This is a genomic window from Photorhabdus aballayi, from assembly GCF_026153155.1.
In the GTDB taxonomy this organism is placed as follows: Bacteria; Pseudomonadota; Gammaproteobacteria; order Enterobacterales; family Enterobacteriaceae; genus Photorhabdus; species Photorhabdus luminescens.
In genome coordinates this window covers 1-23239 of sequence record NZ_JAPFCD010000069.1, presented here as the reverse complement: position 1 = coordinate 23239, position 23239 = coordinate 1, and the positions used below count along the sequence as shown (strand labels likewise).

Annotated in this window: 33 protein-coding genes; all 33 read left to right on the top strand. The window is 46.6% G+C overall.

The window, feature by feature from the left end:
- The first annotated feature begins 3 nt into the window (after window positions 1–3).
- Complete coding sequence (locus OO184_RS22225; protein ID WP_265381046.1) at window positions 4–288, top strand: phage holin, lambda family; 285 nt, start codon at window positions 4–6, stop codon at window positions 286–288.
- The gene (locus OO184_RS22220; RefSeq protein WP_265381041.1) at window positions 275–700 is read left to right on the top strand and encodes a lysozyme; all 426 of its coding nucleotides are present in this window, start codon (window positions 275–277) and stop codon (window positions 698–700) included. The genes OO184_RS22225 and OO184_RS22220 overlap by 14 nt, the downstream gene beginning before the upstream one ends.
- A 91-nt stretch (window positions 701–791) precedes the next feature.
- A complete protein-coding gene (locus OO184_RS22215) occupies window positions 792–1241 on the top strand; it encodes a lysis protein (protein WP_265381040.1) in 450 nt (149 codons plus the stop codon).
- Window positions 1242–1403: 162 nt separating this feature from the next.
- Entirely contained in the window at window positions 1404–1982 is a 579-nt protein-coding gene (locus OO184_RS22210; protein WP_265381039.1) for a BRO family protein, read from the top strand.
- A 74-nt stretch (window positions 1983–2056) separates the two neighbouring features.
- The gene (locus tag OO184_RS22205) at window positions 2057–2191 is read left to right on the top strand and encodes a hypothetical protein (protein WP_265381038.1); all 135 of its coding nucleotides are present in this window, start codon (window positions 2057–2059) and stop codon (window positions 2189–2191) included.
- Window positions 2192–2341: 150 nt separating this feature from the next.
- On the top strand, window positions 2342–2536 hold the full coding sequence (locus tag OO184_RS22200) for a hypothetical protein (RefSeq protein ID WP_265381037.1): 195 nt from the start codon (window positions 2342–2344) through the stop codon (window positions 2534–2536).
- Between the two features lie 167 nt (window positions 2537–2703).
- Window positions 2704–3420 (top strand): terminase small subunit, encoded by a 717-nt coding sequence (locus tag OO184_RS22195; protein ID WP_265381036.1) that lies wholly within the window; start codon window positions 2704–2706, stop codon window positions 3418–3420.
- Window positions 3421–3431: 11 nt separating this feature from the next.
- A complete protein-coding gene (locus tag OO184_RS22190; RefSeq protein WP_265381045.1) occupies window positions 3432–4664 on the top strand; it encodes a PBSX family phage terminase large subunit in 1233 nt (410 codons plus the stop codon).
- 220 nt (window positions 4665–4884) lie between these two features.
- The gene (locus OO184_RS22185; protein WP_265381035.1) at window positions 4885–6351 is read left to right on the top strand and encodes a DUF1073 domain-containing protein; all 1467 of its coding nucleotides are present in this window, start codon (window positions 4885–4887) and stop codon (window positions 6349–6351) included.
- Window positions 6352–6427: 76 nt separating this feature from the next.
- The gene (locus tag OO184_RS22180; RefSeq protein ID WP_265381044.1) at window positions 6428–6961 is read left to right on the top strand and encodes a phage head morphogenesis protein; all 534 of its coding nucleotides are present in this window, start codon (window positions 6428–6430) and stop codon (window positions 6959–6961) included.
- Window positions 6962–7147: 186 nt separating this feature from the next.
- Window positions 7148–8395, top strand: coding sequence for a DUF2213 domain-containing protein (locus tag OO184_RS22175; RefSeq protein WP_265381034.1), 1248 nt, complete (start codon window positions 7148–7150; stop codon window positions 8393–8395).
- Between the two features lie 11 nt (window positions 8396–8406).
- Window positions 8407–8904: a structural cement protein Gp24 gene (locus OO184_RS22170; protein WP_265381033.1), complete on the top strand. Its 498-nt coding sequence runs from the start codon at window positions 8407–8409 to the stop codon at window positions 8902–8904.
- A gap of 8 nt (window positions 8905–8912) precedes the next feature.
- Complete coding sequence (locus tag OO184_RS22165) at window positions 8913–9860, top strand: DUF2184 domain-containing protein (protein WP_265381032.1); 948 nt, start codon at window positions 8913–8915, stop codon at window positions 9858–9860.
- Between the two features lie 37 nt (window positions 9861–9897).
- Window positions 9898–10314: an STY1053 family phage-associated protein gene (locus OO184_RS22160; protein ID WP_265381031.1), complete on the top strand. Its 417-nt coding sequence runs from the start codon at window positions 9898–9900 to the stop codon at window positions 10312–10314.
- Entirely contained in the window at window positions 10283–10693 is a 411-nt protein-coding gene (locus OO184_RS22155; protein ID WP_265381030.1) for a DUF4054 domain-containing protein, read from the top strand. The genes OO184_RS22160 and OO184_RS22155 overlap by 32 nt, the downstream gene beginning before the upstream one ends.
- Window positions 10690–11208: a hypothetical protein gene (locus OO184_RS22150; protein WP_265381029.1), complete on the top strand. Its 519-nt coding sequence runs from the start codon at window positions 10690–10692 to the stop codon at window positions 11206–11208. Before OO184_RS22155 ends, OO184_RS22150 begins: the two co-directional genes overlap by 4 nt.
- The gene (locus OO184_RS22145; protein ID WP_265381028.1) at window positions 11195–11581 is read left to right on the top strand and encodes a head-tail adaptor; all 387 of its coding nucleotides are present in this window, start codon (window positions 11195–11197) and stop codon (window positions 11579–11581) included. Before OO184_RS22150 ends, OO184_RS22145 begins: the two co-directional genes overlap by 14 nt.
- The gene (locus OO184_RS22140) at window positions 11559–12119 is read left to right on the top strand and encodes a phage neck terminator protein (RefSeq protein ID WP_265381043.1); all 561 of its coding nucleotides are present in this window, start codon (window positions 11559–11561) and stop codon (window positions 12117–12119) included. Before OO184_RS22145 ends, OO184_RS22140 begins: the two co-directional genes overlap by 23 nt.
- Window positions 12120–12122: 3 nt before the next feature.
- Window positions 12123–13586 (top strand): DUF3383 domain-containing protein, encoded by a 1464-nt coding sequence (locus OO184_RS22135; protein WP_265381027.1) that lies wholly within the window; start codon window positions 12123–12125, stop codon window positions 13584–13586.
- Window positions 13587–13595: 9 nt separating this feature from the next.
- Window positions 13596–14036 carry a DUF3277 family protein gene (locus OO184_RS22130; RefSeq protein WP_049583099.1) on the top strand — a complete coding sequence of 147 codons (441 nt, stop codon included), beginning with the start codon at window positions 13596–13598 and terminating at the stop codon, window positions 14034–14036.
- Window positions 14036–14461: a phage tail assembly chaperone gene (locus OO184_RS22125; RefSeq protein ID WP_265381042.1), complete on the top strand. Its 426-nt coding sequence runs from the start codon at window positions 14036–14038 to the stop codon at window positions 14459–14461. Before OO184_RS22130 ends, OO184_RS22125 begins: the two co-directional genes overlap by 1 nt.
- Before the next feature lie 65 nt (window positions 14462–14526).
- Window positions 14527–14649 carry a DUF6889 family protein gene (locus tag OO184_RS22120; protein WP_312023714.1) on the top strand — a complete coding sequence of 41 codons (123 nt, stop codon included), beginning with the start codon at window positions 14527–14529 and terminating at the stop codon, window positions 14647–14649.
- Entirely contained in the window at window positions 14639–16642 is a 2004-nt protein-coding gene (locus OO184_RS22115) for a lytic transglycosylase catalytic (protein ID WP_265381026.1), read from the top strand. Before OO184_RS22120 ends, OO184_RS22115 begins: the two co-directional genes overlap by 11 nt.
- Window positions 16642–17256, top strand: coding sequence for a phage baseplate protein (locus OO184_RS22110; protein WP_265381025.1), 615 nt, complete (start codon window positions 16642–16644; stop codon window positions 17254–17256). Before OO184_RS22115 ends, OO184_RS22110 begins: the two co-directional genes overlap by 1 nt.
- The gene (locus tag OO184_RS22105; protein WP_265381024.1) at window positions 17256–17561 is read left to right on the top strand and encodes a phage baseplate plug family protein; all 306 of its coding nucleotides are present in this window, start codon (window positions 17256–17258) and stop codon (window positions 17559–17561) included. Before OO184_RS22110 ends, OO184_RS22105 begins: the two co-directional genes overlap by 1 nt.
- 9 nt (window positions 17562–17570) lie before the next feature.
- Window positions 17571–18632 carry a baseplate hub protein gene (locus tag OO184_RS22100; RefSeq protein WP_265381023.1) on the top strand — a complete coding sequence of 354 codons (1062 nt, stop codon included), beginning with the start codon at window positions 17571–17573 and terminating at the stop codon, window positions 18630–18632.
- A 5-nt stretch (window positions 18633–18637) separates the two neighbouring features.
- Window positions 18638–18991, top strand: coding sequence for an STY1065/STY2022 family phage-derived protein (locus OO184_RS22095; RefSeq protein ID WP_265381022.1), 354 nt, complete (start codon window positions 18638–18640; stop codon window positions 18989–18991).
- A gap of 313 nt (window positions 18992–19304) precedes the next feature.
- Window positions 19305–19661 (top strand): hypothetical protein, encoded by a 357-nt coding sequence (locus tag OO184_RS22090; protein ID WP_228956947.1) that lies wholly within the window; start codon window positions 19305–19307, stop codon window positions 19659–19661.
- A gap of 219 nt (window positions 19662–19880) precedes the next feature.
- Entirely contained in the window at window positions 19881–20639 is a 759-nt protein-coding gene (locus OO184_RS22085) for a Gp138 family membrane-puncturing spike protein (protein WP_265381021.1), read from the top strand.
- Complete coding sequence (locus tag OO184_RS22080) at window positions 20636–20989, top strand: contractile injection system sheath initiator (protein ID WP_265381020.1); 354 nt, start codon at window positions 20636–20638, stop codon at window positions 20987–20989. Before OO184_RS22085 ends, OO184_RS22080 begins: the two co-directional genes overlap by 4 nt.
- Complete coding sequence (locus tag OO184_RS22075; RefSeq protein ID WP_265381019.1) at window positions 20989–22173, top strand: baseplate J/gp47 family protein; 1185 nt, start codon at window positions 20989–20991, stop codon at window positions 22171–22173. The genes OO184_RS22080 and OO184_RS22075 overlap by 1 nt, the downstream gene beginning before the upstream one ends.
- 2 nt (window positions 22174–22175) lie before the next feature.
- Window positions 22176–22832, top strand: coding sequence for a DUF2612 domain-containing protein (locus OO184_RS22070; RefSeq protein ID WP_265381018.1), 657 nt, complete (start codon window positions 22176–22178; stop codon window positions 22830–22832).
- A gap of 10 nt (window positions 22833–22842) precedes the next feature.
- A partial coding sequence (locus tag OO184_RS22065) for a phage tail protein (RefSeq protein WP_265381017.1) occupies window positions 22843–23239 on the top strand: 397 nt, incomplete at its 3' end.

Sequence of the window (23239 nt, the reverse complement as noted above, 5' to 3'; positions counted from 1 at the left end):
TGGCTGCTATCAGTCAAAGAACAAGGTATTGGTGCGGCACTGGCTGCCACAATGGCTTATCTCAGAGGTCGCTATAACGGCGGTAAATTTTGGAAGACAATCATTGACGCGATGATGTGTGCTTTGATTGCATGGTTCATTCGCGACTTGTTGGTCTTCTTGAATCTGAGCACGGACCTGGCTTATATCGGCAGCGTCATTATTGGTTATCTGGGAACTGACTTTTTCGGCCAGTTGATGCGCGGGACTTTAAATCGTAAGGCGGGGGTATCAGATGCAAATCAGTGAACACGGTTTAGCGAAGCTTAAAGGTTATGAAGGGTGCAGTCTGACCGCGTACCTTTGCCCTGCAAGAGTTTGGACCATCGGCTATGGTCATACGCACGGAGTCAAGCCAGGTGATGCAATCACAGAACGGCAGGCCGAACAGTTCTTACTCGAAGACTTAGCGCCGATTTACATCACGATTGAGCATAACGTTAAAGTGACGCTAACTCAGAGCCAATTCGATGCACTGTGTTCATTTATCTTCAACTGTGGCGCTGGTGCTTTCGTCCGTTCTACTTTGCTTAAGAAACTCAACGCGGGTGACTATAAAGGCGCTGCGGATGAGTTCATGAGATGGAATATGGCTGGTGGACGTGTATTGCCGGGTCTCGATGCTCGGCGAGCGTCTGAGAAAACGATGTTTTTATCATGAGCGAAAAGGGCAGGAATATGAATGATACATTATTTGCTGTGATGTGTGCTCTGATCGGCTGGTCATGGTTTCTGTTGTTGGTATTGCTGCTATGAAATTCAACACGCAGTATTACACGCTCATTGCACTGATTATTATCTCACTCACAGCTTATTACTATCACTCTGCATTACAGAAAGAGCGGCATGTAACAAAGCAGCAGCAATCAGAAATCCAGCAACTCACAGACGCTATCGATTACCAAAACTCTCACATCACAATGTTGAATGAATTGGATATTAAGCATACAAAGGAACTTGCTCATGCGAAATCTGAAATTGAGGTTCTTCGCGATGATGTTGCCGCTGGTCGTCGCCGGTTGCGCATCGCGGCCACCTGTCATCAAGGCGAAGCCAGTTCTTCCGGCAGCGTGGGCCATGCAGCCACCCCACGACTTAACCCGGCAACTGAACAAGATTATTTCGATCTGCGAAGAATGATTGTTGAGAACAAGCAGCAAACGAAATACTTGCAAGAATATATCAAAACCCAGTGTCAGTAACAGCCCAGTCAATCTGGGTCTTTTTATATCTAGCGTATTCACACACGCATCTATTTCTAAACGCAGAGCCTTACAGAAAGCGAACCTGAGAAAACCGTTAAATGGTATTTCTGCGGGCGGTATTTCTGTGTGAACAGGTTCGTCTTTCTATAGGGTAATACCATGACTACATCATTAACTTTTCAAAATCACACAGTCACCCCTTTTGATAACAAAGATGGGAAAATTTGGTTTACTAGTAAACAAATGGCTGAACTGCTCGAATATAAGAGCGAGAAATCTGTAACCAATCTTTACAACGCTAACAAAGATGAGTTCACGGATGATATGACAACGGTCACCGAATCAATGACCATTGGGATAAACAATAGCTTACGTAAAAAGAAGGTGAGAATTTTCTCTGTCAGAGGTTCCCATTTAATTGGGATGCTAGCTGATACTGATGTTGCCAAGTCTTTGCGTCGCTGGCTATTGGATTTAGCAGATAAAGAGAATCAGTCAGATCTCTCTTTGATGGACATGGAAAGCTTAAAGTCACTGACACTTGGTGAAATGCAGAATCGGCTGGTTACCGCTGATAAGTGGTCTTATAGCAACTTTGGTAGACCCGGTAGTGAAATGATGAATCTCCGCAAGCGTCATCTTAAGAAACTTCGTCAGGCCAAGAAAGTTATTCTGGAATTATCGCAGCTTACGTTACCCGGCTTTGATGACTTCCCGGACGGAGAGCCGCAGACATGAACCACGAACAATTCATAGCTAAAAACATCCAGGCCGAGTTAGTTAAGCTCGGCTTTTCTTCATCTATAGCGTGTATGGCAAGTGACAAAGCCGTCGATTACTATCGTCGCAGTTCTTCAGCGAGTCGCAAGGGTAAGATGTACGATGACTGTCTGCATATTGCTAAAGCGTGGGCGAGTAAATACAGCTCAGTCAAACCGTCAAAGTAACTCATTCAGAGCATTCTACTGCAAGAGTGCTCAATAGTAGTTATTCAATCCGACACGGTATTTAAAATGCCGGGGATTTATCAGACACAAAAGTAGGAAATTCTAAATCCAACTGTTTCCGGGTTGGAAACGGTTCAGAGAGGGTTTGAAATGAAATTTGAAGATTTAACAATCGAGTCACAACAGGCAGCACGTGAAGTATTAGCAGATATGCTGAGGATGAAATACCAACATGAACTTGGTTTAGATCCTAATGTGATTAGATTTCTAGGCCACAATGTAAGAAAAGCGTTTGTGGCCCTGGAGAGTGAAGAACCTAGAGCTGAATGTAATGAATCATTTTGAATTCTATTGCTGGATAACCCCAATACTTGGCGGTTTCTGGTTCATGCTGCACGGTACATGGGGCAATTTTCTGTACGGCTTAATGTGCTGGGGTATATCCGCTGCGTGGGCGTGGTGGAAAATCAGATAACAGTCGCCCAGTGCGGCCTTTGATTTAAGGGAAAGAGATGGCAAAAAATACTGACTGGGAGGGAATAGAGCGCGATTACCGTTCCGGCCTCATCTCAATCAGAGAGATTGCCAAAAAGTACGGTATTAGTGATGCAGCGATTCGAAAGAGAGCGAAAACTGAGGAATGGGTTCGCACTATTGTTGAAAGTACGCAGTGCGAACCTGATGCGAACCAAGCGAAAAGTCAGACAATAGGCAGTGTTAGCAATATACATGAACTTGAGAGGTTCGCAGAAAGTTCGCAGGGAACCGCAGGGATTTTAAAGCCGCAATACGAACAGTTTGCTCAGAATATAGCGGCGGGTATGCCGATGAAAGAGGCGGCAATATGCGCGGGTTATTCTCCGGCTCGCGCTGATTCTCAATCATCCATATTGATACGCAGACCGGAGATAAAAGCTCGCATACGAGAATTAAGAAACGAAGCGGCGTTACTTGTTTCATTCAATGCTGGACATTTAGCTGAATTGTCATTTCGCGCCGGGAAAGAGGCGTTAGCAGATAAGAAATTCGGACAAGTTGCGCCGAATATTAAGAATGCTGCGCAGCTTACCGGTATCGACATGAGCAGCAATAAGACTGAGGTCAATGTCGATCTTGCTGGACTGAGTTACGGAAAAGTCTGCATTGTGACCCCTGCGAATTGCCCGGCTGATGTGTGGGCTTCTCACATGGAGAAGCTCCGCGAGGGAAAACAGATAGCCCGGTCATAATTGATGGTGTTCTGTACGCCTTTAGTAGTGACTGGGCGACAGAGGTTTTATATGACCGTGCATTGGGCTCTGTCCGCTGGCGTTGGACATATGGCGGGCGGGGTGGCGGTAAATCGGTAGAGATTGCCCGTGCGCTGGTATTGTTGGGTGCTATAGAACCAATGACGATTCTCTGTGCCCGTGAATTCCAGAACTCAATCAATGATTCTGTCCTTGCCCTGCTTGAGGCTCAAATCATTGATCTTGGGCTGTCCCACTTCTACAAAGTCAAGAACAACGAGATAGAAGGTCGGAATGGCACTCGTTTCACGTTTAAAGGTCTTCGAAACAACATTCAAAGCATCAAGTCGATGCATGGCATTAAGATCTGTTGGGTTGAAGAGGCCCAGACGGTATCACAAGATAGTTGGGATATTCTTGGTCCGACAGTTCGTGCTAATAAATCCGAAGTCTGGGTGTCTTTCAACCCCAGAGAAGAGGAAGACCCAACATACAAACTAATGATCCGGCATCAGGAAGATCCGCCCGATGGTGGCGTGATTATCCGCAAAGTTAACTATTGCGATAACGCTTTTTTCCCTGACGTACTCCGACAAGAGATGGAATATTGCAAACGCATCGACTATGAAGCGTATGAGCATATTTGGCTTGGATTACCCAAAGCACTTAGTGAAGCGGTTATTTTCTCTGGCAAGTACCGGGTTGAAGCATTTTCTGATGAGCTATGGCTAGAAGCTGATCGACTTTTCTATGGGGCTGACTTCGGTTTCGCTAATGACCCGTCAACATTAATTCGCTGCTTCATTATCGGTACCAAACTATATATCGAATATGAGGCATACGGTGTTGGTGTTGAATTGGATGAAATGGCTCAATTCTATGACTCAATTCCAGAGGCTAGAAAGTGGCCTATTCATGGTGATTGCAGCCGACCTGAAACAATCAGTTACTTGTCGCGTCAGGGGTTCATCATTGACGGCGCCACAAAATGGCCCGGAAGTGTCGAAGACGGGATCACTTACCTTAAAGGCTTTGAAGAAATCATTATTCATGAACGCTGTAAGCACATGATTGATGAGGCAAGACTCTATTCATACAAGACCGACCGTCTGACCGGTGAAGTCCTGCCGGTGGTGCTCGACAAACATAACCATTGTTGGGATGCGGTACGTTATTCGCTGGATGGTTATATCACCAGTGAGGGTGATTTGGGTGTTTGGGCGGCACTGGGAAAGCAACAATAGAAAACTGCCAAAAATAGCCGTTTTTAGGCTCCAAACGACTATGCATTTTTACCCCGTTTTTATGCACTGTTTATGCAGTCAATTTTTGTCGTTTTTAAACAGAAAACCCTGATAAATAAACTGCTTGTCATTATTTGGTGATGAGTGCCGATCGCGTAGGGCGCCTAAGAGCCATTATGTTAAAAAGTGCAGAATTTTAACAAATTTCAGTGAGGGAGCAATGACCCGCAAAAATCGCCGTAACGGCGCGAAAAAGCCCGTTAGGACTGCTGACGGGTACAACAACTTTAATGCAAAACTCGGTGGGTACACATCGAACATTCAGACTGGCGGTACCTACATTCCCGGTTACATTTCCCGCAACAGAGTGCAGATTGAATTTGCTTATAGGAGCTCGTTTCTTGTCGGTGCCGGTGTCGATGCGATGGCTGACGATATGACCCGCAAGGGGATCACTATCAGCTCAAGAATGAAGCCAGACGCGAAAGGTCAACTGGAAACATTTTGGGAAGATATCGGGATGTGGGACGAGCTCAATAATACATTGAAGTGGTCTCGTTTGTATGGAGGGGCGTTACTGGTGGTGATGATTGACGGTCAAGATATGTCTACACCACTCAACCCAGAAACTATCGATGAAGGGCAGTTTAAGGGGGTGATGTGTCTTGACCGCTGGATGGTTAAACCGACAGATAGTGATTTGGTAAAAGAGTACGGCCCATACTTCGGAAAACCAAAGTTCTATAATGTGACCATCAATCAACAGGGAATTCCGCCCTGGAAAATCCACTATTCCCGCGTTATTCGTATGGAAGGCGACACACTGCCATTTCAGCAAGCACAAACGGAAAACGGTTGGGGGATGTCTGTTGTAGAGCGCATTTTCGAGCGCGTTCAGGCTTTCGATACGGCGACGGTAGGTACTACTCAGCTCATTCACAAAGCGCATCTACGGACATATAGCATTGACGGTTTACGAAAAATTCTCGCGATGGGGGAGTGCTCTTTGAAAGATGGACTCATGAAGCACCTAGACATGATCCGTGAGTTCCAGACTATTGAAGGCATGACGATAATGGATGCGTCTGACACATTCCAGACCCACAGCTACTCGTTTGCCGGTATCGCTGATGTCATCCTGCGCTTTGCTGAACAAGTTTCCGGAGCCACAGGTATCCCATTAGTACGTTTGTTTGGTCAATCTCCATCCGGGTTTAGCACTGGTACCGCCGACTTAGAAAACTATTACAGCCGGGTTAACACACTACAAGAACGTCGTCTCCGCCGTCCATTGCGCTGGTTGCTGGATATCTCGCATCGGTCACTGTTCGGTGAGCCACTCCCCAACGACTTCACGTTTGAATTCAATAAATTATGGGAAATGTCCGACACGGATAGGGCCACGATGGCGAACAATGTAGCGTCTGCTATAGGAACGCTTGTTGACCGGCAGATTTTACCTATTCATGCGGCGATGTCTGATTTACGTAATATGGCGGATGTCATCGGCATCGGAGGTTCAATCACAGATGAAGACATTGAAGAAGCAAAAACGCAGTGGGCGGAGTCTGAATCTGAAACCAGCACTCCGCCGACGTTCAATAGTGCAGTACGAGAAAAGCCTACAAGCGATAGCTCATCAGGTGGGAGAAATCGTAACCGGTTATTACGATGGTTCTCAAGCTAGTGCTGATGCCGTTTCTTGTCATCTTATCGATTACTCGCAGGTTCTTGACGATTGGATTGCCTCCGTTGCACACAAAATGTTCCTTCAAGTTGAGGGTGAAGAGTGGCGCCAGTGGCGTTCTGTGTCTCAGCAAATATCCGAAGGGTTACGCGATGTAGTTGGAAATACTCCGATAGGTCAGGTAACTCAAGATATCGTTTATCGTCAGATTCAACTGATGAAATCCTTGCCGCTTGAAGCCGCCGAACGTGTTAAAGAGATTCAGGATAGGGCTATTCAAGCCGTTATCAACGGTGAGCGACCGGATGAACTTTATCAGATGATTATGCAATCCGGCGAGGTTGCAGCAAGCCGTGTGCGAATGATAGCACACACGGAGATAGGGAGAGCGACCGGCGCACTCACTCAGGCACGAGCATTGTCAGTGGGTTCAGAGGGCTATTGGTGGCGCATTGAGGGAGCCGGTACGCGTCCTTCGCATAAGAAGATGAAAGATAAATTTGTGTACTGGCACAAACCACCCACTTTGGACGGGATGATAGGCCACGCGGGATGCCTGCCATATTGCAAATGCTGGCCGGAAGTTCACATACCCCCGCCAAGAAGCTAGAATTATATAGGGTGCCGTTAGGATAATGGTAGTCTCGGGACAGGGTTAGCAGCCTTCGGGTCATAAACGTTAAATGCTATGCGGCCTACTGTACGTGTTCGATTCACGTGCGGCACCACCAATTACATCACATCAACTCAGTCCCAGTGCTGGGTTTTTTTTATTGCCTGAATTAGCAGGTAACACATGAAATATTTTTTTATTACCAAGCTTGGAGAAACGCGCTATCTCCAGGCAGATGGCTCTTTGCTGTGTAAAGACGTACCGATAGCCCGCACTGGTACTCAAACTTACCTGCCAGAGGAAATTGACTTAAAGCCGGATGCTAGCGGATTAGTCACAGTTTATCGCACCGAAGATGAAGTTTTCTCGCCGGAAACAATCGCGTCATTCGAGGGGGTAGCGGTCACACTGGATCATCCCGAAGATGAGGAAGGAAACATTGTTTTCGTTAATCCTTCCAACTTCTCAGAACTGGCGCACGGACATATCCAAAATGTGCGTCGTGGTACCGGTGATAAGTCAGATTTGCTGGTTGCGGATTTGTTGATTAAGCGCCAAGAGGCTATTGACGCAGTCAATGCCGGAATGACAGATGTCAGTTGCGGCTACGACGCTCAATACAAGCAATTCTCGCCCGGCAAGGGCAAACAATACCAAATCACAGGAAACCATCTCGCCATTGTTGAAAAAGGCCGGGCAGGTGGACGCTGTGCAATCGGGGACTCATCCCCATTCAAATCTAAGAAGGAGAAGCCTGTTATGGCATGGCTTAAAAGATTGGCTACGGCCGTCCAAACAAAAGACGACGACGCGTTAGCGAAACTCATCGATGAAGCACCAGAACTTCCCTCTGACGGCATGGCCTCTATTCCGGGGGTCACTATTAATATGAACACCCCGGCTCAGGCAACAGCGTTACCGCCTGCGGAGCGTACTACTACGGACACAGATCCTGACGTCAAAGATAAGCCAACAGGTGATAATGACATGCCTGAATGGGCTCAAAAATTCATGGATTCAGTATCAACTCGTCTTGATGCGTTGGAAGGAAAAACGGCGGACAGTAACCCCGAAGATGAAGAGGAGGACGCGAAAGTAACGGGGGACGCTGCATATCGACGCAATATCATTGCTGATGCAGAAATCATTTGCCCCGGCTTTAAACCCACGGGGGATAAGTCTCTCAAGCGTCAAGTACTTAATCACGCTATGCGCACCGGTGACAGCCTGAAATCATTTGGTATCAATGACTTCTCAAAGACACCAAAAGCAACCGTTGATGCAATATTTGCGGCCGCTACAGCACTGAACAAAGCGAAAAACCATATCCAACCCATTCCAGCACGCACTGGCGATCATGCTCAGGCTATCGCTCGCACCCCGGCAGAACTGAACAAAGCTTACGCTGATTTCTGGAAACGCAACAAATAAGGTAATCACACATGGCAGGAACATCCTATTTAACCCGTATGCCGCTTGGCTTTAACGGGACGGTCACTCGTTTGCGCGATTTAACCACTGAACCCGTAATTCTGGACCCTAAAAAAGTGTTTAGTCAGTACGGACTGGCTGGCAAGTACAGCGGTGATAAATTTGTACCGCTTGGAGAGAGTGACACTGTAGATGACGTGGTAGGTATTCTGGTTCGTCCTTACCCTATTCAATCTCAATCAGATATGTCACACCTCGGAATAAAGGCGGGCACCACTGGCGACATCCTTAAGCGTGGCTATATGGCGGTCGCGGTAAAAGGGGCAGAAAGCGCAAAAAAGGGCGGCAAAGTCTATGTTCGCGTGAAAGGAGCAACGGCAGACAGCCCGTTAGGTTCGTTTCTTATTGCACCTGACAAGACCGCTGAAAATACACCGGAATTACCGGCAGTTAAAGTAATGGGACCGGGTGATGCATCAGGTCATATCGAAATCGCATACAACATTTAAGGAACACTATGTTTACTATTGATAAAGCCACAAAAGATTCTACCGGTGTGTTTCTTGCTGGAGAATTAGAGCGTATTGATCAGACGCTTAATTTGCCGCTGGTTTCGTTTAAGTGGAGCCGCGATATGTCGCTCCGCACAGATGTATCTATCGCGGATGAGGTTTCGTCTTTCACCAACACTGATTTAGCCGCAATGGGTGGTGTTAATCCGCGAGGCAAAAACTGGATCGGCAAGAACTCGACTGCTGTTGCCGGTATCAGCCTAAACATTGAGAAAACGCCACAACCTTTAACGCTGTGGGGCATGGAGATTGGCTGGACACTACCGGAGCTGGCATCAGCTCAACAGGTGGGGCGTCCCATTGATACGCAGAAATACGACGCCATGCAATTAAAATGGAACATGGACGTTGACGAGCAGGTTTACATTGGTGATGCCGAGTTAGAAATGACCGGGTTACTTAACTTGTCTCAAGTCACCCCTCGCGCGGCGGCGGCGGCGTGGACGAAAGCAACTTCCCCGGATGATATCGTTAATGATATCAATATATTGTTGACTGATGCTTGGTTGGCATCGGGTTACGCGGTATGCCCGCGCAAAATAGGTTTGGCGCCTGAGTTGTTTGGCCTGTTAGTCAGTAAGAAAGTTTCAGATGCGGGTAATATCTCGGTACTGGAGTACATCAAGATCAACACGATTGCTTTTCAAGAAAATGGTGAGCCGCTAGAGATTGTCTCAATGAAATGGGCGTCTAAACGCGGTGCACGTGGCGCACATCGTATCGTAGCGTATACACAGGAAGAGAAATATATCCGCTTCCCACTGGTACCCCTGCTGAATACTCCGCTGGAGCCTCGCGGTTTGTATCAGTTGACCACCTACTACGGACGACTGGGACAAGTTGAAGTACCGTATGCGAACACTATCGCCTATCTGGACATCCCTGTAGCTTGATTAATGGCAGGGAGCCCCTGCCTTTATGGTGATTGACATGAAATATCTTGTATCGAAAAAGGCGATCTTAAATTTCGCAGATGGTGCTCAAGTAGAGCTTCAACCGGGAATTAACAGTTTTCCCGATGAAGTTATTAAACATTGGGCATTCTCGGCCCATGCTCAGCCCATTGATGAAAATGAATTGAAACAGGAGGACTTAACTAGTTCTTCTGCCTTATTAGAAGCTGAGATTGAGAAATTGGTTGCTGAGAATGAAGACCTTAAGTCTCAGCTAGAAGTGAAAGACGTGACCATTTCCGAACTGAATAAGGTCTTAGAGGAAATGAAGACTCAGATAGCAGTGAAATCTGACGAAATCCAGACTCATTCTAATCATGAAGATGTGGTTACTAATACGGAAAAGAGAGGAAGGGCTGGCAATGACAAAAAACAGTCTTCTTCCGGCAGTTGATCAATTCCGCACCGACTTTCCTGAATTTTCCGACAAAACCCACTATCCCGACACCGCAATCAATTTCTATCTCAGCCAGTCCGATAAGCTGCTCGACCAAGACATACACGGTGATCAGTTCGTCTATCTCTGTGAGCTGTTCACAGCGCATTACGTCGAACTGAGGGGGAAAGCTATTGCGGGCGTGTCCATCAGCGGCAGCGTAAATACGGCGGCTGGTGGGGTGGCGACGTCAAAATCGGTTGATAAAGTCAGCGTTAGCTATGACGTGTCGGGCATTATTAACCCTGACGCGGGCTTTTGGAACAACACGGCATACGGACGGGAGTTTTTCTGGTGGTGGTCCATGTTCGGCGCCGGGGGGAGGCAACTACTATGAAAAGTGGTCTGACTGTCAAAGCGGACAATGCGGCGGCGGTGCTGGAATCTCTCAAAAAGCTATCAGGTATGGACGTATTGGTAGGTATCCCGGCAGAAAATGCTACGCGGGAAGACGGAGAAAAGTTGAACAATGCTGAAATTGGCTATCTGCAATCAACAGGGGCAACAGTAAAACTGGGTGGAAAAACGGTAACACTCACTCCGCGCCCGTTCCTTGAACTCGGTATTGATGACACTAAAGACCGCACAGCCTCGCATTTGAAAGCGGCGGCAAAGCTTGCGCTTGAAGGTAAGCAGGACGCCGCTATCAGTGAGCTGGGGGAAGCGGGGCAAATTGCGCGTGACGGGGCAAAGAAAGTCATTGGTGACGGTGATCGACTGGCTCCGATTTCTGATGCGACAAAAGAGGCCCGACGCAGGCAGGGAATACCGGGTGATAAACCGCTGTATTTTCACGGTTACTTATTGCGCTCTATCAATTATGTTGTGAGGAATAAAAATGCCACTTCTTGATGTCACTGATGTGTTATTTGATCCCGATTTCTGCGATACGTCACTGAAATATACCCGGCGCACCGTCGTTGTTGATGATGATGGATTCGCTACTTCGGAAAAAACCACAAAAGGCTTTGCCGGAGTGGTGACTGTTGATAGTTCTCTTGAGGCCCAGATAAGAATAGCCGGGCAAGTCGTCAGCGGTAATATCCTGATCATTACAACAACGCGGCTGATTGCAGGCGAAACAGATAAAACGGGCGATGTTGTCACGTATCAAAACCGGGACTATTTAGTCAAATCGGTTGACCCTTATACTGCATATGGCGCCGGTTTTGTTCAGGCACATTGCGAGTTGTTGCCGTTCGATGGGGGAATTCCTATTGAATAACAGTACACAACCGGGCTGGCTTACCCCGGTGTCAGCCCCGGACTATGATCGCGAAGTGGAACGAAAGCTATCGCGCTGGATAAGTTCAGTTAGTGGTTTACCGGGGAAAATGATGTTTCCGAAATGGCAACCCAACGACGAAACGCGAGTCTTTCCGAGTCACGATGCCAACTGGTGCGCTTTCGGGATTTCGTCGATAGTTTCCGATGATAATCCCGCTTTCATTAATCAGACTGATGAAAGCACCGATTTATGGCGCCATGAAAAAATCGAGTGTCTGGTTTCATTTTACGGTCCATCAGGGCAGCATTACTGCACACAATTTCGTGACGGGATCACAATCAGTCAGAACAATGCTGAGTTAAATCAATTCGGCCTGTCACTTAGCAACTACGGCCGTATCTTTTCTTTACCGGAACTCATCAACAATCAGTGGGTGCGTCGCTATGACATGACGGTCACTTTACGACGAAAAGTCGAACGTGAATACGGTGTTAAATCGCTGGTGGACGCGCCGGTTAAATTCTTTGGAGATTAAATTATGCAGGGATTACCTGTTTCTAATATCGTCAATGTCACGATAAACATGGCCCCGCGTGCCGCGCAATCCCGCAACTTTGGTTCACTCCTGATTGTGGGCGCCAGTCATGTGATTGATACCCATGAGCGGCTACGCTTGTATTCCGATATTGATGGCGTCGGGGCGGATTTCGGTCTGGATACCCCAGAGTATCAGGCCGCCGCGCTTTATTATTCCCAGTCGCCACGTCCGGTTGATTTATATATTGGCCGGTGGGTAAAAGATCAGGCATTTGCCGCTTTAAGAGGCGCGATACTGACCAAACAACAGCAAGCCCTTAACAAATTTACTGCCGTCACCGATGGTTCTTTTAAGTTGACGATTAACGGTAAAGAAACGGTATACAACGGCATCGATTTGAGTAAAGAGACCAACCTTAATGGTGTGGCTCAACGGGTAGCGGAAAAGTTGCGAGAGTGTTCAGTGACGTGGGACACTTCACGTTTTATTGTGACGTTGCAAGCATCAGGCACGATTGGCTATGTCTCAACGGCCACTGCCGGCACTTATATTGGTGATTTATTAAAGCTGGACCAAATATCGGGTGCTACCGCTATCGAATCTACCAAAGCAGAAACGATTGCCGAAGCAGTCGCAACATTGGGTGCGGTATCCAGTGGCTGGTATGGTCTGGTTGTTGCGGATGATACGCTGACGGATGAAGCTATTCTGTCTGTTGCCGACTATATCGAGTCTGCGTCTGTGTCTCGTATCTATGGACATACAGCACAGAAAACAGACGTATTGGATGCTGATATTGATACGGATATCGGCTCAAAACTGAAAGCAGGCATCTATCAGCGCACGCTCTGGCAATATTCATCCGGTAAACCCTATACCGTGGCGTCTCTGTTGGGCCGGATGTTTACGGTCAATTTCAACGGCAATAACACCACCATTACCCTGAAATTTAAACAGGAACCGGCTGTCACTGCCGAAAACCTCACCGCAACCCAAGCCAGCGCTTTGAAGAAGAAAAACGGCAACGTTTTTGTTCAATACAACAACGACACGGCCATTATTCAAGAGGGGGTGATGGCGAACGGGGATTTCATTGATGAGCGTCACGGCCTGGATTGGTTACAAAACTACGTTCAGAACAATCTTTATAACCTGCTTTACACCAGCACCAGCAAGATCCCCCAAACTGATGCGGGCGTTACGCGCTTACTCACCAACGTTGAGCAATCCCTTGATCAAGCGGTAACAAACGGGCTGGTGGCACTCGGTGTCTGGAACGGCGGACCCATCGGACAAATTCAACCCGGCGATACCCTAACAAAGGGCTATTATGTTTACGCACCGGCCATTGCGACACAGGCACAGGCTGATCGGGAAGCCCGGAAAGCACCGATTATCCAGTGTGCTATCAAATTAGCAGGCGCTGTCCACTACGCTGATGTCATTATTAATGTAAACAGATAAGGGGTAAACATGGCGACCTATTCATTTATGGATGTTTCGGCATCCCTGACAGGGCCGACTGGGGTTATTGATGTGGGTTATGGTTCGGCGACCTCAGAAGAGGGGATCACTGTCACCATGACCGAGGCAAAAAACACGATGACTATCGGCGCTGATGGTGAAGGGATGCATTCTTTACATGCGGGTAAGTCAGGCTCCATCACAGTGAACTTACTGAAAACCTCGCCCACGAATAAAAAACTGTCACTGGCTTATAACGCGCAATCTTTATCGTCCAGCACGTGGGGTAACAATGTAATCGTTATTCGCAACAACGTGTCCGGTGAAATCACCACCGCGAGAGGCTGTGCCTTTCAGAAACAGCCGGATTACACGAACGCTAAAGATGGCGGTACCGTCGCGTGGGTGTTTGATTGTATCAAGATAGACCAAGTGTTAGGAGAGTTCTGATGGAATTTGAAATTAACGGTATTCAATACCGTACAGCCAAATTGAGTGTGTTCGATCAGCTCAAAGTATCTCGTAAGTTACTGCCCGTTCTTGCCGGGTTAGTCTCTGATATTCGCGCTGTGCAGACAATGGCACAAAATAGCAATATGGAAGGGGCTTTAGAGAAAGCGCTGCCTAAAATCGCACAAGCCGTTAGTGACTTAAGCGACGAAGATTGCAATGCGATCCTCTATCCGTGCCTGTCTGTTGTTTCCCGTCAACATGGTAAAGGATGGACGCCAGTTTTCTCGCAGGGAGTCTTGCATTTCGATGACATAGACCTGCCAACGTTGTTGCAACTTGTCGCGAGAGTGATCGGGGATTCATTGGGAAATTTTTTGCACGCACTCCCCGCCGCCGAGACGCCCTTCCCGCCAGCGGCTTAGTACTTGACACTTTGCCGGACGGTGAAGAATTCATTATGCGGCCTATTAAAAAAGGTATGACGACAATGGGCGAGATCAAAAGCGGAAGGATTGATTTGGCCGATATCGCATTAATGAATGATTACCTCGATTTAGAAGACGATAACGAGGCCCGCATAGCACGCTGGAGAGAAACACATGAGCGGTAATGTTGACACAATTAAAGACTACCTTATTAGCCTTGGCTTTGATGTAGACGAAAAAGGCCGGGGTAAATTTGATGCCGTGTTAAAAGGTGTTGCTGCCAACGTGTTAAAAGTCGGTGCTGCGGTCGAAGGGGCGGCACTAACTATCGTCGGTTTTACCACCAAAATCGCAGCGGGCTTAGATAAGCTTTACTGGCAGTCACAGCGAACCGGCGCCACAGTTGAGGGCATTAAAGCGCTCGGTTATGCCGTCTCACAGATGGGGGGCAGTGCCGAAGCCGCACAGGGTGCGCTTGAAAATATGGCGCGTTTCATGCGCAATAACCCCGGCGCCGAGGGCTGGCTTAACCGGCTTGGGGTGCAAACGCGTGATTCGTCGGGCCAGATGCGGGATGCAGCTTCCATACTCGCAGGGGTCGGCCAGAAACTTAGCGCTATGCCTTACTACCGGGCCAATCAATACGCTCAGATGCTCGGCATTGATGAAAATACGCTAATGGCTATGCGTCGCGGGTTAGCCGGTTTCACTGCTGATTATCAAATGATGTTGCAGAAAACCGGATTCAATGCCGATAAAGCGGCTCAGCAAGCCAATAAATTCACCACCGCGCTACACGGCTTTAACGCACTGCTCGGTATTCTTCGGGATAAAATTGGCTCAAATCTCGCCAATGGTTTAGCGGGTTCTTTTGACTCTTTACGTCAGCGTATTCTTGACAACTTCCCCAAAATCGAAGCCACGCTTACAAAGATCATCAAAGGCATTTTATGGTTTGCCGATGTGTTTTCCAGAATGGTTTACCGGGTAGTGCAGGGCGTCGGGGAAATTATCGACTGGTGGAAGGGCTTAGATGAAAGCAGCAAGATGCTGATTGCGATGTTCGGCGCGATTGTTGTTGCATGGCGTTTACTCAATAGCGCATTTTTAATGTCGCCCATCGGCATGATCACTGTGTTAATCGGTGCGCTTCTCCTGCTCTACGATGACTATAAGACATGGAAAGAAGGCGGCAAAAGCCTGATTGACTGGAGCCAGTGGGAAAAAGATATCGACCGCGCGGTTAATGCATTTAAGACTATCGGGAAGTGGATCAAGGAAGGCGTTGACGGTATCGGCGGCTGGAAAAATGCGTTCTTAATTCTTGGCGCTATTGTTGCAACTACGTGGGCTGGGAAGATGCTGGCGGGATTCGCGAAAGTGTCTGCGGCGTTAACCCCACTGATGGCACGTCTTGCCCCACTGTTAGGGCTGGTGGCCTATGGTGGATATCTGTACAGTGACTGGGACAATATCAAACAAAATGTAGAATCCTCGTGGGACTATAACACCCGGCAGATAAAACGCGGGATCGGGGACTTCGGTCAATGGCTGGGTATCGATAATGACTGGGCGAACAAACATCAGGGCGGTTTGCCGAACCCTGTCACTGCTGATATCCCCGGCATGCCCGGTGCGCCTATGCCGCCTCCCTCACCCGAATATAATGAAAGAGGATTGCGTAACAACAACCCCGGCAACTTGAATTTTGCGGGACAACGCGGAGCGACAAGGGAAAATGGAGAGGGGCGTTTTGCGAGGTTCGAGACCACGTTTGACGGCTTGCGAGCACTCTCACGGCAGTTAACGTTGTATGCCAAGCGTGGCCTCACAACAATACGTAGCATTATCACGAAATATGCGCCCCCGGAGGAAAACGATACCGAAGGTTACATTGCTTTCCTTACTAAATACCTCGGCGTTGATCCGAACGCACAGTTAAATTTACAGGACCCGCAAACTCTGATAGCGATGATGAACGGCATCATCCAGCGCGAAAACGGTCGCAACCCGTACAACAGTGAGCTTATTAATAAAGCAGCGATGGCCGGGAGCAATAGCGTTCAGCAAACCACGAACATTACGGTGCATGGGGCGACTGATGCGAAAGCCACGGCGGATGAAATCGCGAGTCGGCAAAGTGGCGTAAATGCCCGTCTGATACAACAGGTGAACTAATGGATATCTTATCCGCCCTCTTTCAGCAACAAACCCGGTCCTTTGGGACTGAAAGTATGTTACTGGTGCCGAGTGTGGTTATCGCTGAAAAGCATACAGACGCACTGGAAATTACCGAACATCCTGTAGAGATTGGGGCCGCTGTCTGTGACCATGCCTATAAAAAGCCATCAGAAATTACAATGGAACTGGGTTTTGCTGGTGGGGGCTCGCTTCTCGATTTTGTTGATACGTCAAAAATTGGCTTAAGTATGGGACTTAGCCCGAAAGAGACCTATCAGAAAATACTGGATCTCCAAGAATTACGCGAACCCTTCAATGTCATTACCGGCAAACGTACATACGAAAACATGTTGATCAAAGCAATTGAAGTCACCACGGACCGACACAGTGAAAACGTGTTGTTATGCACCCTTACGTTGCGTGAGGTGATTATTACTTCGACACAGAAAGTACAGGTTGCTCAAAAAGAGGTCATGAAAACCGGGGTGTCTACGTCAGCCGTGGAGAATTCGGGTACAAAAACATTAAAGCCAGTCAACGAGTCTGTTTTATCAGAAATAAAAGAGGGTGCCGTTAATGCATTTAAGAGTTACATAAAAGGGGGTGGTTGATGCAAGTATCAGAAATCCCACTGACAGCGAGTAACCAATTTTTTGCGATAAAGCTGGGTGAGCAGAATGTGAAAATGCGCCTGATTTACCGGGATGTCGCTGGCTGGGTGATGGATATTCAGGATAAATCAGGCGCAGATTTGCTGGTGGGGGCTCCATTAATACCCGGTATTAACTTATTAGAGCAATACCCGTATTTGGGGATCAACGGCATGTTAGTTATTGCCAATGACGCAGACAGCGAAGAGTACCCGACAAACACAAATCTTGGGTTATCCAGCCATTTATATTTTGTACAACAATAAGGTAAAGATATGAGTCAGAACTGGTTACGTCATTTTGAATTAATGTTGTTAGATGATCAGGGTAAAGGAATCGTCCTGTCAGATTTTAAAGTGACCTTTAATATTGAGTGGTTCAATATTAGCAATCCACGTGTTGCGACATTAAAGATTTACAATCTGTCAAAAGATACCAGCAATAGGATAATGGGTAGCGAGTTTTCGAAGATAAAAATTATTGTTGGCTATGATGGTGTGACCCCTACAGTTCCTGAGAGCGAAGTCGGCAAAGCCCGCACCGTTGAACCGGGTACGACCGGGCAACGTGACGGCAAAAATTATGGTGAAATCTTCAGCGGAGATATCCGGTTTACGGTAACAGGTCGTGATAATCCCACCGATACCTATACGCTCATTCAGGCGTGTGACGGTAATGAAGCCTTTATTCATGCTTTTGTTAATCAAACGGTAGCGGCGGGATATACCCTGAATGATATCTATAACCTTGCTTTACGTAGTCTGGAACCTTACGGTATTACCGCAGGGGCAAAACCCAAAATGCCGGATACTGTTTTTCCTCGTGGAAAAGCGTTTTTTGAAAAAACACGATATGTATTAGACAATATCGCGCAGCAATGCAATGCAAAATGGCAATTTGTAGACGGTAAAGTGGAGATGATTTCTGAAGAAATGGCCGTGCACGATGTTGTGGTGTTAAACAGCCGGACCGGGCTGATTGGTATGCCGCAACAAACTATCGGCGCGGGTGTTAACGTCAGGTGTTTGATTAACCCGAATATCAAAGTTAACGGCCTGATCAAACTAGACGAAGGTTCGGTATATCGAACTACTTTACCCAACTCAGATATTCAGAAATCCGGTGGCAGGTTGACCGATGAAAACGATAACGGGAACCTTTACGTCAGCGGCGTGTCTAATCCTCCAGCAAGTATCGCCACAGATGGCATCTATATTGTCAAAGGGATCATGTATACTGGTGACACAAGAGGCAACACGTGGTACCAAGAAATGATGTGTGAGGCGCGTGGAGCTGCTGATTTATGGTCATCTTCTAATCTCAACAAAACGAATTAATTGCAATGAAATTAAATACTTTAATATTAACTATGATTGCTCTTACGGGAGCAATACCTACAGCAAATGCAGCATTCCAATGTTCTGGTTATCATATATCTGTAAATGATAATGATGGAATGATCCGAGTGAATGGGGAAAAGGTAACCTCCCAAAAAATCGCTTTTATTAAAGAACAAGGCGATTATGCAAACACTAAAACAGACATGGGCCTCATGCCCGCACGTGACGGCAACATGTACGGCTTTCAGTTTATCAAGCGCGACGGTAAAGCGTGGCTGAACGTCCAGTTACTGCAAAACGCTATGGATGCGCCCAAGATCATCGGCTCTTTTCCTTGTAAGAAAGTTGCGGATTAATTAAAAGATAAGCCAGCACAGATAGCTTAGACATCTCATAACGATTTGTGGTTACCAGCCTTATCACACTGTCGTGTAGTCAGCTCAGGAGTGTTCCCCGTGAGTACATAGTACACGGGGATGGACGAAGCAATTAGCATCAGGATGAGCACGTTCTCTATATCTATAATGGGGAATGAATATATGCCGATACACTGCCACTAAAATAAATTGAGTGGTGATTTAGTTACGATTACAACAGCAATTTTAGAAAAATAGCAAATGTTTTTTATTGTAAAACCTGTTGATAAGTACTATATAAGGAGTATGATTAGTGACCTCTGATGACAATGAGCTGTTAAAGACGTTAATGTTAAAGCCTTCTGTGGAAGCATCCACGGAGGAAAAACAGCTTTACGGCATAAAAAAAGCTGTAATTGGTCTTATAGAGTTTGTAACAACAAGCCTTGAGCAACTTGGTGTCGATAAGCTTAATGAGATAGTAGATCCATCCCTTGATGAGCTTGAAGTTATAATCATTGAGTTAGACAAAGAGGCGAGTAATTACGATGATCTGAATCTAAGACAGGCATTACTGCTATCTAGGATTCTTATTAGTGATATAAGACAAAAAAACCCAGAGATATGCGCCGAAGGGTCTAGGATGCTAAGGCGAGCTCAAATACTATAGTGTTCCATTTTAAATAGAGGTGAATATTATGAGCAAAAATTCGAGTATTGAGAAAATGGTAATGCTAGCAAATAGATTGAATGAAATTGTTAGCGAAATGAATTGTCGCAAGGAAGCAATGTTAACAGAATCTTATAATAAAGCTGCCTAAAGAAATACATTTAGTTATCAATAAGCCCAGCCATTTGTGCTGGGTTTTTTTATTTTGGAGTTTCCCCAATGCCAGTCTCAACAGAATCCAGAACCGGCGACTTATCCGAAACCCTGAAAGCTATCAGTCATTCGCTTTCTTCTCAGCTTAGAGTTGCGGTGCCGGGTATCATTCAATCCTTTAACGCCGATGCAGTAACGTGTGTTGTTCAGCCTGCGATTAAAAGTGGCATAACTGATAAAGACGATAAAAAAACATCAGTATCTTTACCCTTGCTTGTAGATGTGCCGGTTATATTTCCAAGAGGTGGTGGAGTGACGTTAACTTTCCCGGTAAAAGCCGGTGATGAATGTCTGGTGGTATTCGCCGATCGTTGCATTGATTTCTGGTGGCAATCAGGCGGCGTACAGGAACCAGCAGATGAGCGCCAGCACAGTTTATCTGATGCTTTTGCTATCATCGGTCCGCAATCACAGGCAAAGAAAATATCCGGGATTAGCACCAGTACCGCACAACTGAGAAGTGATGATGGTGTCACTTATATTGAACTCGATCCCGGTAGCCATAATGTCACCGTGATCACACCGGCGAAACTTATTGCCACAGCCAATGGCGGTACTGAAATCACTTCACCTGAAATCATCCTAAATGGCAACGTCACTATTAACGGCAACTTATCGCAGGGAATGGGCGCGGGTGGCGGTACCGCAACGATGCAAGGCCCGGTTACGGTGAATAACGATGTGACCGCTGGTGGCATAAGCCTGAAAAGCCATACGCACGGCGGTGTGCAATCAGGCGGCAGCAAGACAGGAGGCCCCCAGTGAGATATCGACGAGAAGATGAGAGCGGCGATTACAGTTTCGGCCAGGGGGATAATACGTTTCTGATTAATTCCTCAGAAGCTGTAGCTCAAGCGGTGAAAACCCGGCTGGCGTTGTGGCGTGGAGAATGGTTCTTGGACATGAAGGACGGTACGCCATATGTACAGTCCGTACTCGGTAAACAGCGATCAGATGTTTATATCCTTGCCGTTCGTGACCGTATCTTAAAAACGCAAGGCGTTAAATCTATTCTCACATTCGATACTCGCAATGACAGCACGACACGCCGCCTCACCTTCACAGCAACCATTGATACCATATACGGACAAGCAACGGTAACAAGCGAGGCATAATGTTAAATCTTGACACTTTGGGGCTGGCCGCAACTGTGACAGCTTCGGGCATCAGTGCGCCTGATTACCAGACCATTCTCAGTAAGCTCTCAGAATATTTCCGTCAAATCTATGGCACTGATGCTTATTTAGATCCCGATAGTAAAGACGGTCAGATGATAGCGATTTATGCACTGGCTATTCACGATGCGAACAATGCGGTTATTGCGGCTTATAACTCATTCAGTCCAGCATCAGCTACCGGCGCAGCGCTATCTAACAATGTAAGAATCAATGGGATAACCCGGCATAAATCCACATACTCGACTGTAGACGTTAAGTTAATCGGTACAGTTGGGACTGTTGTAAAAAATGGCATTGTTCGTGACATTAACGGCTATAGCTGGAGTCTTCCTTCAAGTATATCTATCGGCATTCACGGCTTTGTTATTGCTACAGCTACGTGCCAAACGAAAGGCAATGTCACCGCGTTAGTCGGGGATGTTTCGATTATCGGCACGCCAACACAAGGCTGGCAGAGTGTAACAAATCCATCAGTAGCGACACCCGGCCAGCCGATTGAGAGTGACATTGTATTGAGAGAACGGCAACGGAAATCTGTTGCGTTACCTTCAAGAACTGTACTCGATGGGATACAGGGCGCCATCAGCTTAATCCCCGGTGTTGTTCGGCGACGCGGATTTGAAAACGATACTAACGTGACGGACAACAACGGCATCCCGCCGCATTCTATCGCAATGATTGTAGACGGTGGTGATGCTAAGTTAATTGCTCAAACTATCGAGACGAAGAAGGGACCGGGAGCTGGAACATACGGCGATACTGAAATAAAGGTAGCCGATAGTTACGGTATTCTTCACCCGATTCATTTCTCCCGACCTAAAGACGTGCCTGTCTTTGTAGAGATAACTTTGACTGCATTTGAAGGATATACAACGCTGGTGGGTGATAGAATTCGTTCGGCAATTGCAAGTTATATTGATGCACAGTTAATTGGTGATAACGTTTATTTAAGCCGTTTATTTTCCCCTGCAAACCTGCGTGACGAAGAGGGCTTAACTTATGATATTTTCGAAATCCAAATTGGCAGGTCAGCGGATGATGTATCACCGAGTAATTTAATTGTGACATTTGATGAAGCCGTTACGTGTAAACCAGAGCATATTAAATTAATTGCGAGGTGAAGATGAGAGATTATTTATCACTGATTACCCCGCAACACAGAACTGCAAATAAATTTGTTACTCACATTGATTTAATTACCCGGCCACTGTCTGATATTTCAGATTCTGCTAAGTTCCTGAATAGTCAGTTTTCTATCGATGAAGCGGTTGGCGTTCAGCTTGATGCAGTGGGTGAGTGGATTGGGCTTTCACGTTATGTCAAAACACCGATTGTCGGAGTTTATTTTGCGCTCGATATTGAGGGAGTTGGATTTGATGAGGGGAGTTGGAAGCGGCAATATGATTCTGATTCGGGTTTTACTGAATTAGATGATGAAACTTACCGAACTATATTACGCTCCAAAATAAGAGCTAATCACTGGGACGGTACCAATGAAATGTTAGCCGAGATTTATCAGGGCGTTATTCCTGATGAGTCAGTATTAATATTTTTCGTTGATAACCAAGATATGAGCATGGATGTCTATGTTACCGGGGGAGTCGTTCCCGAAGTTGTCAAAGCAGTCATCCAACAGGGATATTTAAATATTAAACCCGGAGCGGTCAGAGTTAATAATTATACCAACTCGGAAAATCGAGGGGTTATTTTTGGTTTCGATTCAGACAGTAAATATATAGCTGGTTTTGATATTGGCGGTTGGCCTATTCTATTAAATTAAGGTAAAGATAATGGCTAAAAATGAATTTTTAACTTTCGGTATAGCCGAGGGTGCTAATGTATTGTCGAATGATGAGTACGCAGCGTTAGCTGCACGTGTTAACGGATTTAGTTCCGGTGTTGCTAAATCTCGTGAATTAAATAAAGCATGGCGTCAGTCATCTATTATTACACATATTCTTGCTGATTTTATTGCGAAAGAATCGGGTAATGATGTTCTGGATAATGGGAATATCGATGCTCTGAAAAGTAATTTGGCATTAGCAATTAAAAATGCGCTGCCTGAGATGCGTGATGCGACACTCACAGAAAAAGGCATCACTCAACTCACAGACAAAACAGGCAACAGTAATACACTGGCAGCAACTCAGAAGTTAGTTTCTGATGTCAACGACAACGCTAACAGCA

What these genes read in the sequence shown, in the direction of transcription:
- OO184_RS22220 (WP_265381041.1), top strand. Translation starts at nt 275, where the DNA reads ATGCAAATCAGTGAACACGGTTTAGCGAAGCTTAAAGGTTATGAAGGG.
- OO184_RS22215 (WP_265381040.1), top strand. Translation starts at nt 792, where the DNA reads ATGAAATTCAACACGCAGTATTACACGCTCATTGCACTGATTATTATC.
- OO184_RS22210 (WP_265381039.1), top strand. Translation starts at nt 1,404, where the DNA reads ATGACTACATCATTAACTTTTCAAAATCACACAGTCACCCCTTTTGAT.
- OO184_RS22205 (WP_265381038.1), top strand. Translation starts at nt 2,057, where the DNA reads ATGGCAAGTGACAAAGCCGTCGATTACTATCGTCGCAGTTCTTCAGCG.
- OO184_RS22200 (WP_265381037.1), top strand. Translation starts at nt 2,342, where the DNA reads ATGAAATTTGAAGATTTAACAATCGAGTCACAACAGGCAGCACGTGAA.
- OO184_RS22195 (WP_265381036.1), top strand. Translation starts at nt 2,704, where the DNA reads ATGGCAAAAAATACTGACTGGGAGGGAATAGAGCGCGATTACCGTTCC.
- OO184_RS22185 (WP_265381035.1), top strand. Translation starts at nt 4,885, where the DNA reads ATGACCCGCAAAAATCGCCGTAACGGCGCGAAAAAGCCCGTTAGGACT.
- OO184_RS22180 (WP_265381044.1), top strand. Translation starts at nt 6,428, where the DNA reads ATGTTCCTTCAAGTTGAGGGTGAAGAGTGGCGCCAGTGGCGTTCTGTG.
- OO184_RS22175 (WP_265381034.1), top strand. Translation starts at nt 7,148, where the DNA reads ATGAAATATTTTTTTATTACCAAGCTTGGAGAAACGCGCTATCTCCAG.
- OO184_RS22170 (WP_265381033.1), top strand. Translation starts at nt 8,407, where the DNA reads ATGGCAGGAACATCCTATTTAACCCGTATGCCGCTTGGCTTTAACGGG.
- OO184_RS22165 (WP_265381032.1), top strand. Translation starts at nt 8,913, where the DNA reads ATGTTTACTATTGATAAAGCCACAAAAGATTCTACCGGTGTGTTTCTT.
- OO184_RS22160 (WP_265381031.1), top strand. Translation starts at nt 9,898, where the DNA reads ATGAAATATCTTGTATCGAAAAAGGCGATCTTAAATTTCGCAGATGGT.
- OO184_RS22155 (WP_265381030.1), top strand. Translation starts at nt 10,283, where the DNA reads ATGACAAAAAACAGTCTTCTTCCGGCAGTTGATCAATTCCGCACCGAC.
- OO184_RS22150 (WP_265381029.1), top strand. Translation starts at nt 10,690, where the DNA reads ATGAAAAGTGGTCTGACTGTCAAAGCGGACAATGCGGCGGCGGTGCTG.
- OO184_RS22145 (WP_265381028.1), top strand. Translation starts at nt 11,195, where the DNA reads ATGCCACTTCTTGATGTCACTGATGTGTTATTTGATCCCGATTTCTGC.
- OO184_RS22140 (WP_265381043.1), top strand. Translation starts at nt 11,559, where the DNA reads ATGGGGGAATTCCTATTGAATAACAGTACACAACCGGGCTGGCTTACC.
- OO184_RS22135 (WP_265381027.1), top strand. Translation starts at nt 12,123, where the DNA reads ATGCAGGGATTACCTGTTTCTAATATCGTCAATGTCACGATAAACATG.
- OO184_RS22130 (WP_049583099.1), top strand. Translation starts at nt 13,596, where the DNA reads ATGGCGACCTATTCATTTATGGATGTTTCGGCATCCCTGACAGGGCCG.
- OO184_RS22125 (WP_265381042.1), top strand. Translation starts at nt 14,036, where the DNA reads ATGGAATTTGAAATTAACGGTATTCAATACCGTACAGCCAAATTGAGT.
- OO184_RS22120 (WP_312023714.1), top strand. Translation starts at nt 14,527, where the DNA reads ATGGGCGAGATCAAAAGCGGAAGGATTGATTTGGCCGATATCGCATTA.
- OO184_RS22115 (WP_265381026.1), top strand. Translation starts at nt 14,639, where the DNA reads ATGAGCGGTAATGTTGACACAATTAAAGACTACCTTATTAGCCTTGGC.
- OO184_RS22110 (WP_265381025.1), top strand. Translation starts at nt 16,642, where the DNA reads ATGGATATCTTATCCGCCCTCTTTCAGCAACAAACCCGGTCCTTTGGG.
- OO184_RS22105 (WP_265381024.1), top strand. Translation starts at nt 17,256, where the DNA reads ATGCAAGTATCAGAAATCCCACTGACAGCGAGTAACCAATTTTTTGCG.
- OO184_RS22100 (WP_265381023.1), top strand. Translation starts at nt 17,571, where the DNA reads ATGAGTCAGAACTGGTTACGTCATTTTGAATTAATGTTGTTAGATGAT.
- OO184_RS22095 (WP_265381022.1), top strand. Translation starts at nt 18,638, where the DNA reads ATGAAATTAAATACTTTAATATTAACTATGATTGCTCTTACGGGAGCA.
- OO184_RS22085 (WP_265381021.1), top strand. Translation starts at nt 19,881, where the DNA reads ATGCCAGTCTCAACAGAATCCAGAACCGGCGACTTATCCGAAACCCTG.
- OO184_RS22075 (WP_265381019.1), top strand. Translation starts at nt 20,989, where the DNA reads ATGTTAAATCTTGACACTTTGGGGCTGGCCGCAACTGTGACAGCTTCG.
- OO184_RS22070 (WP_265381018.1), top strand. Translation starts at nt 22,176, where the DNA reads ATGAGAGATTATTTATCACTGATTACCCCGCAACACAGAACTGCAAAT.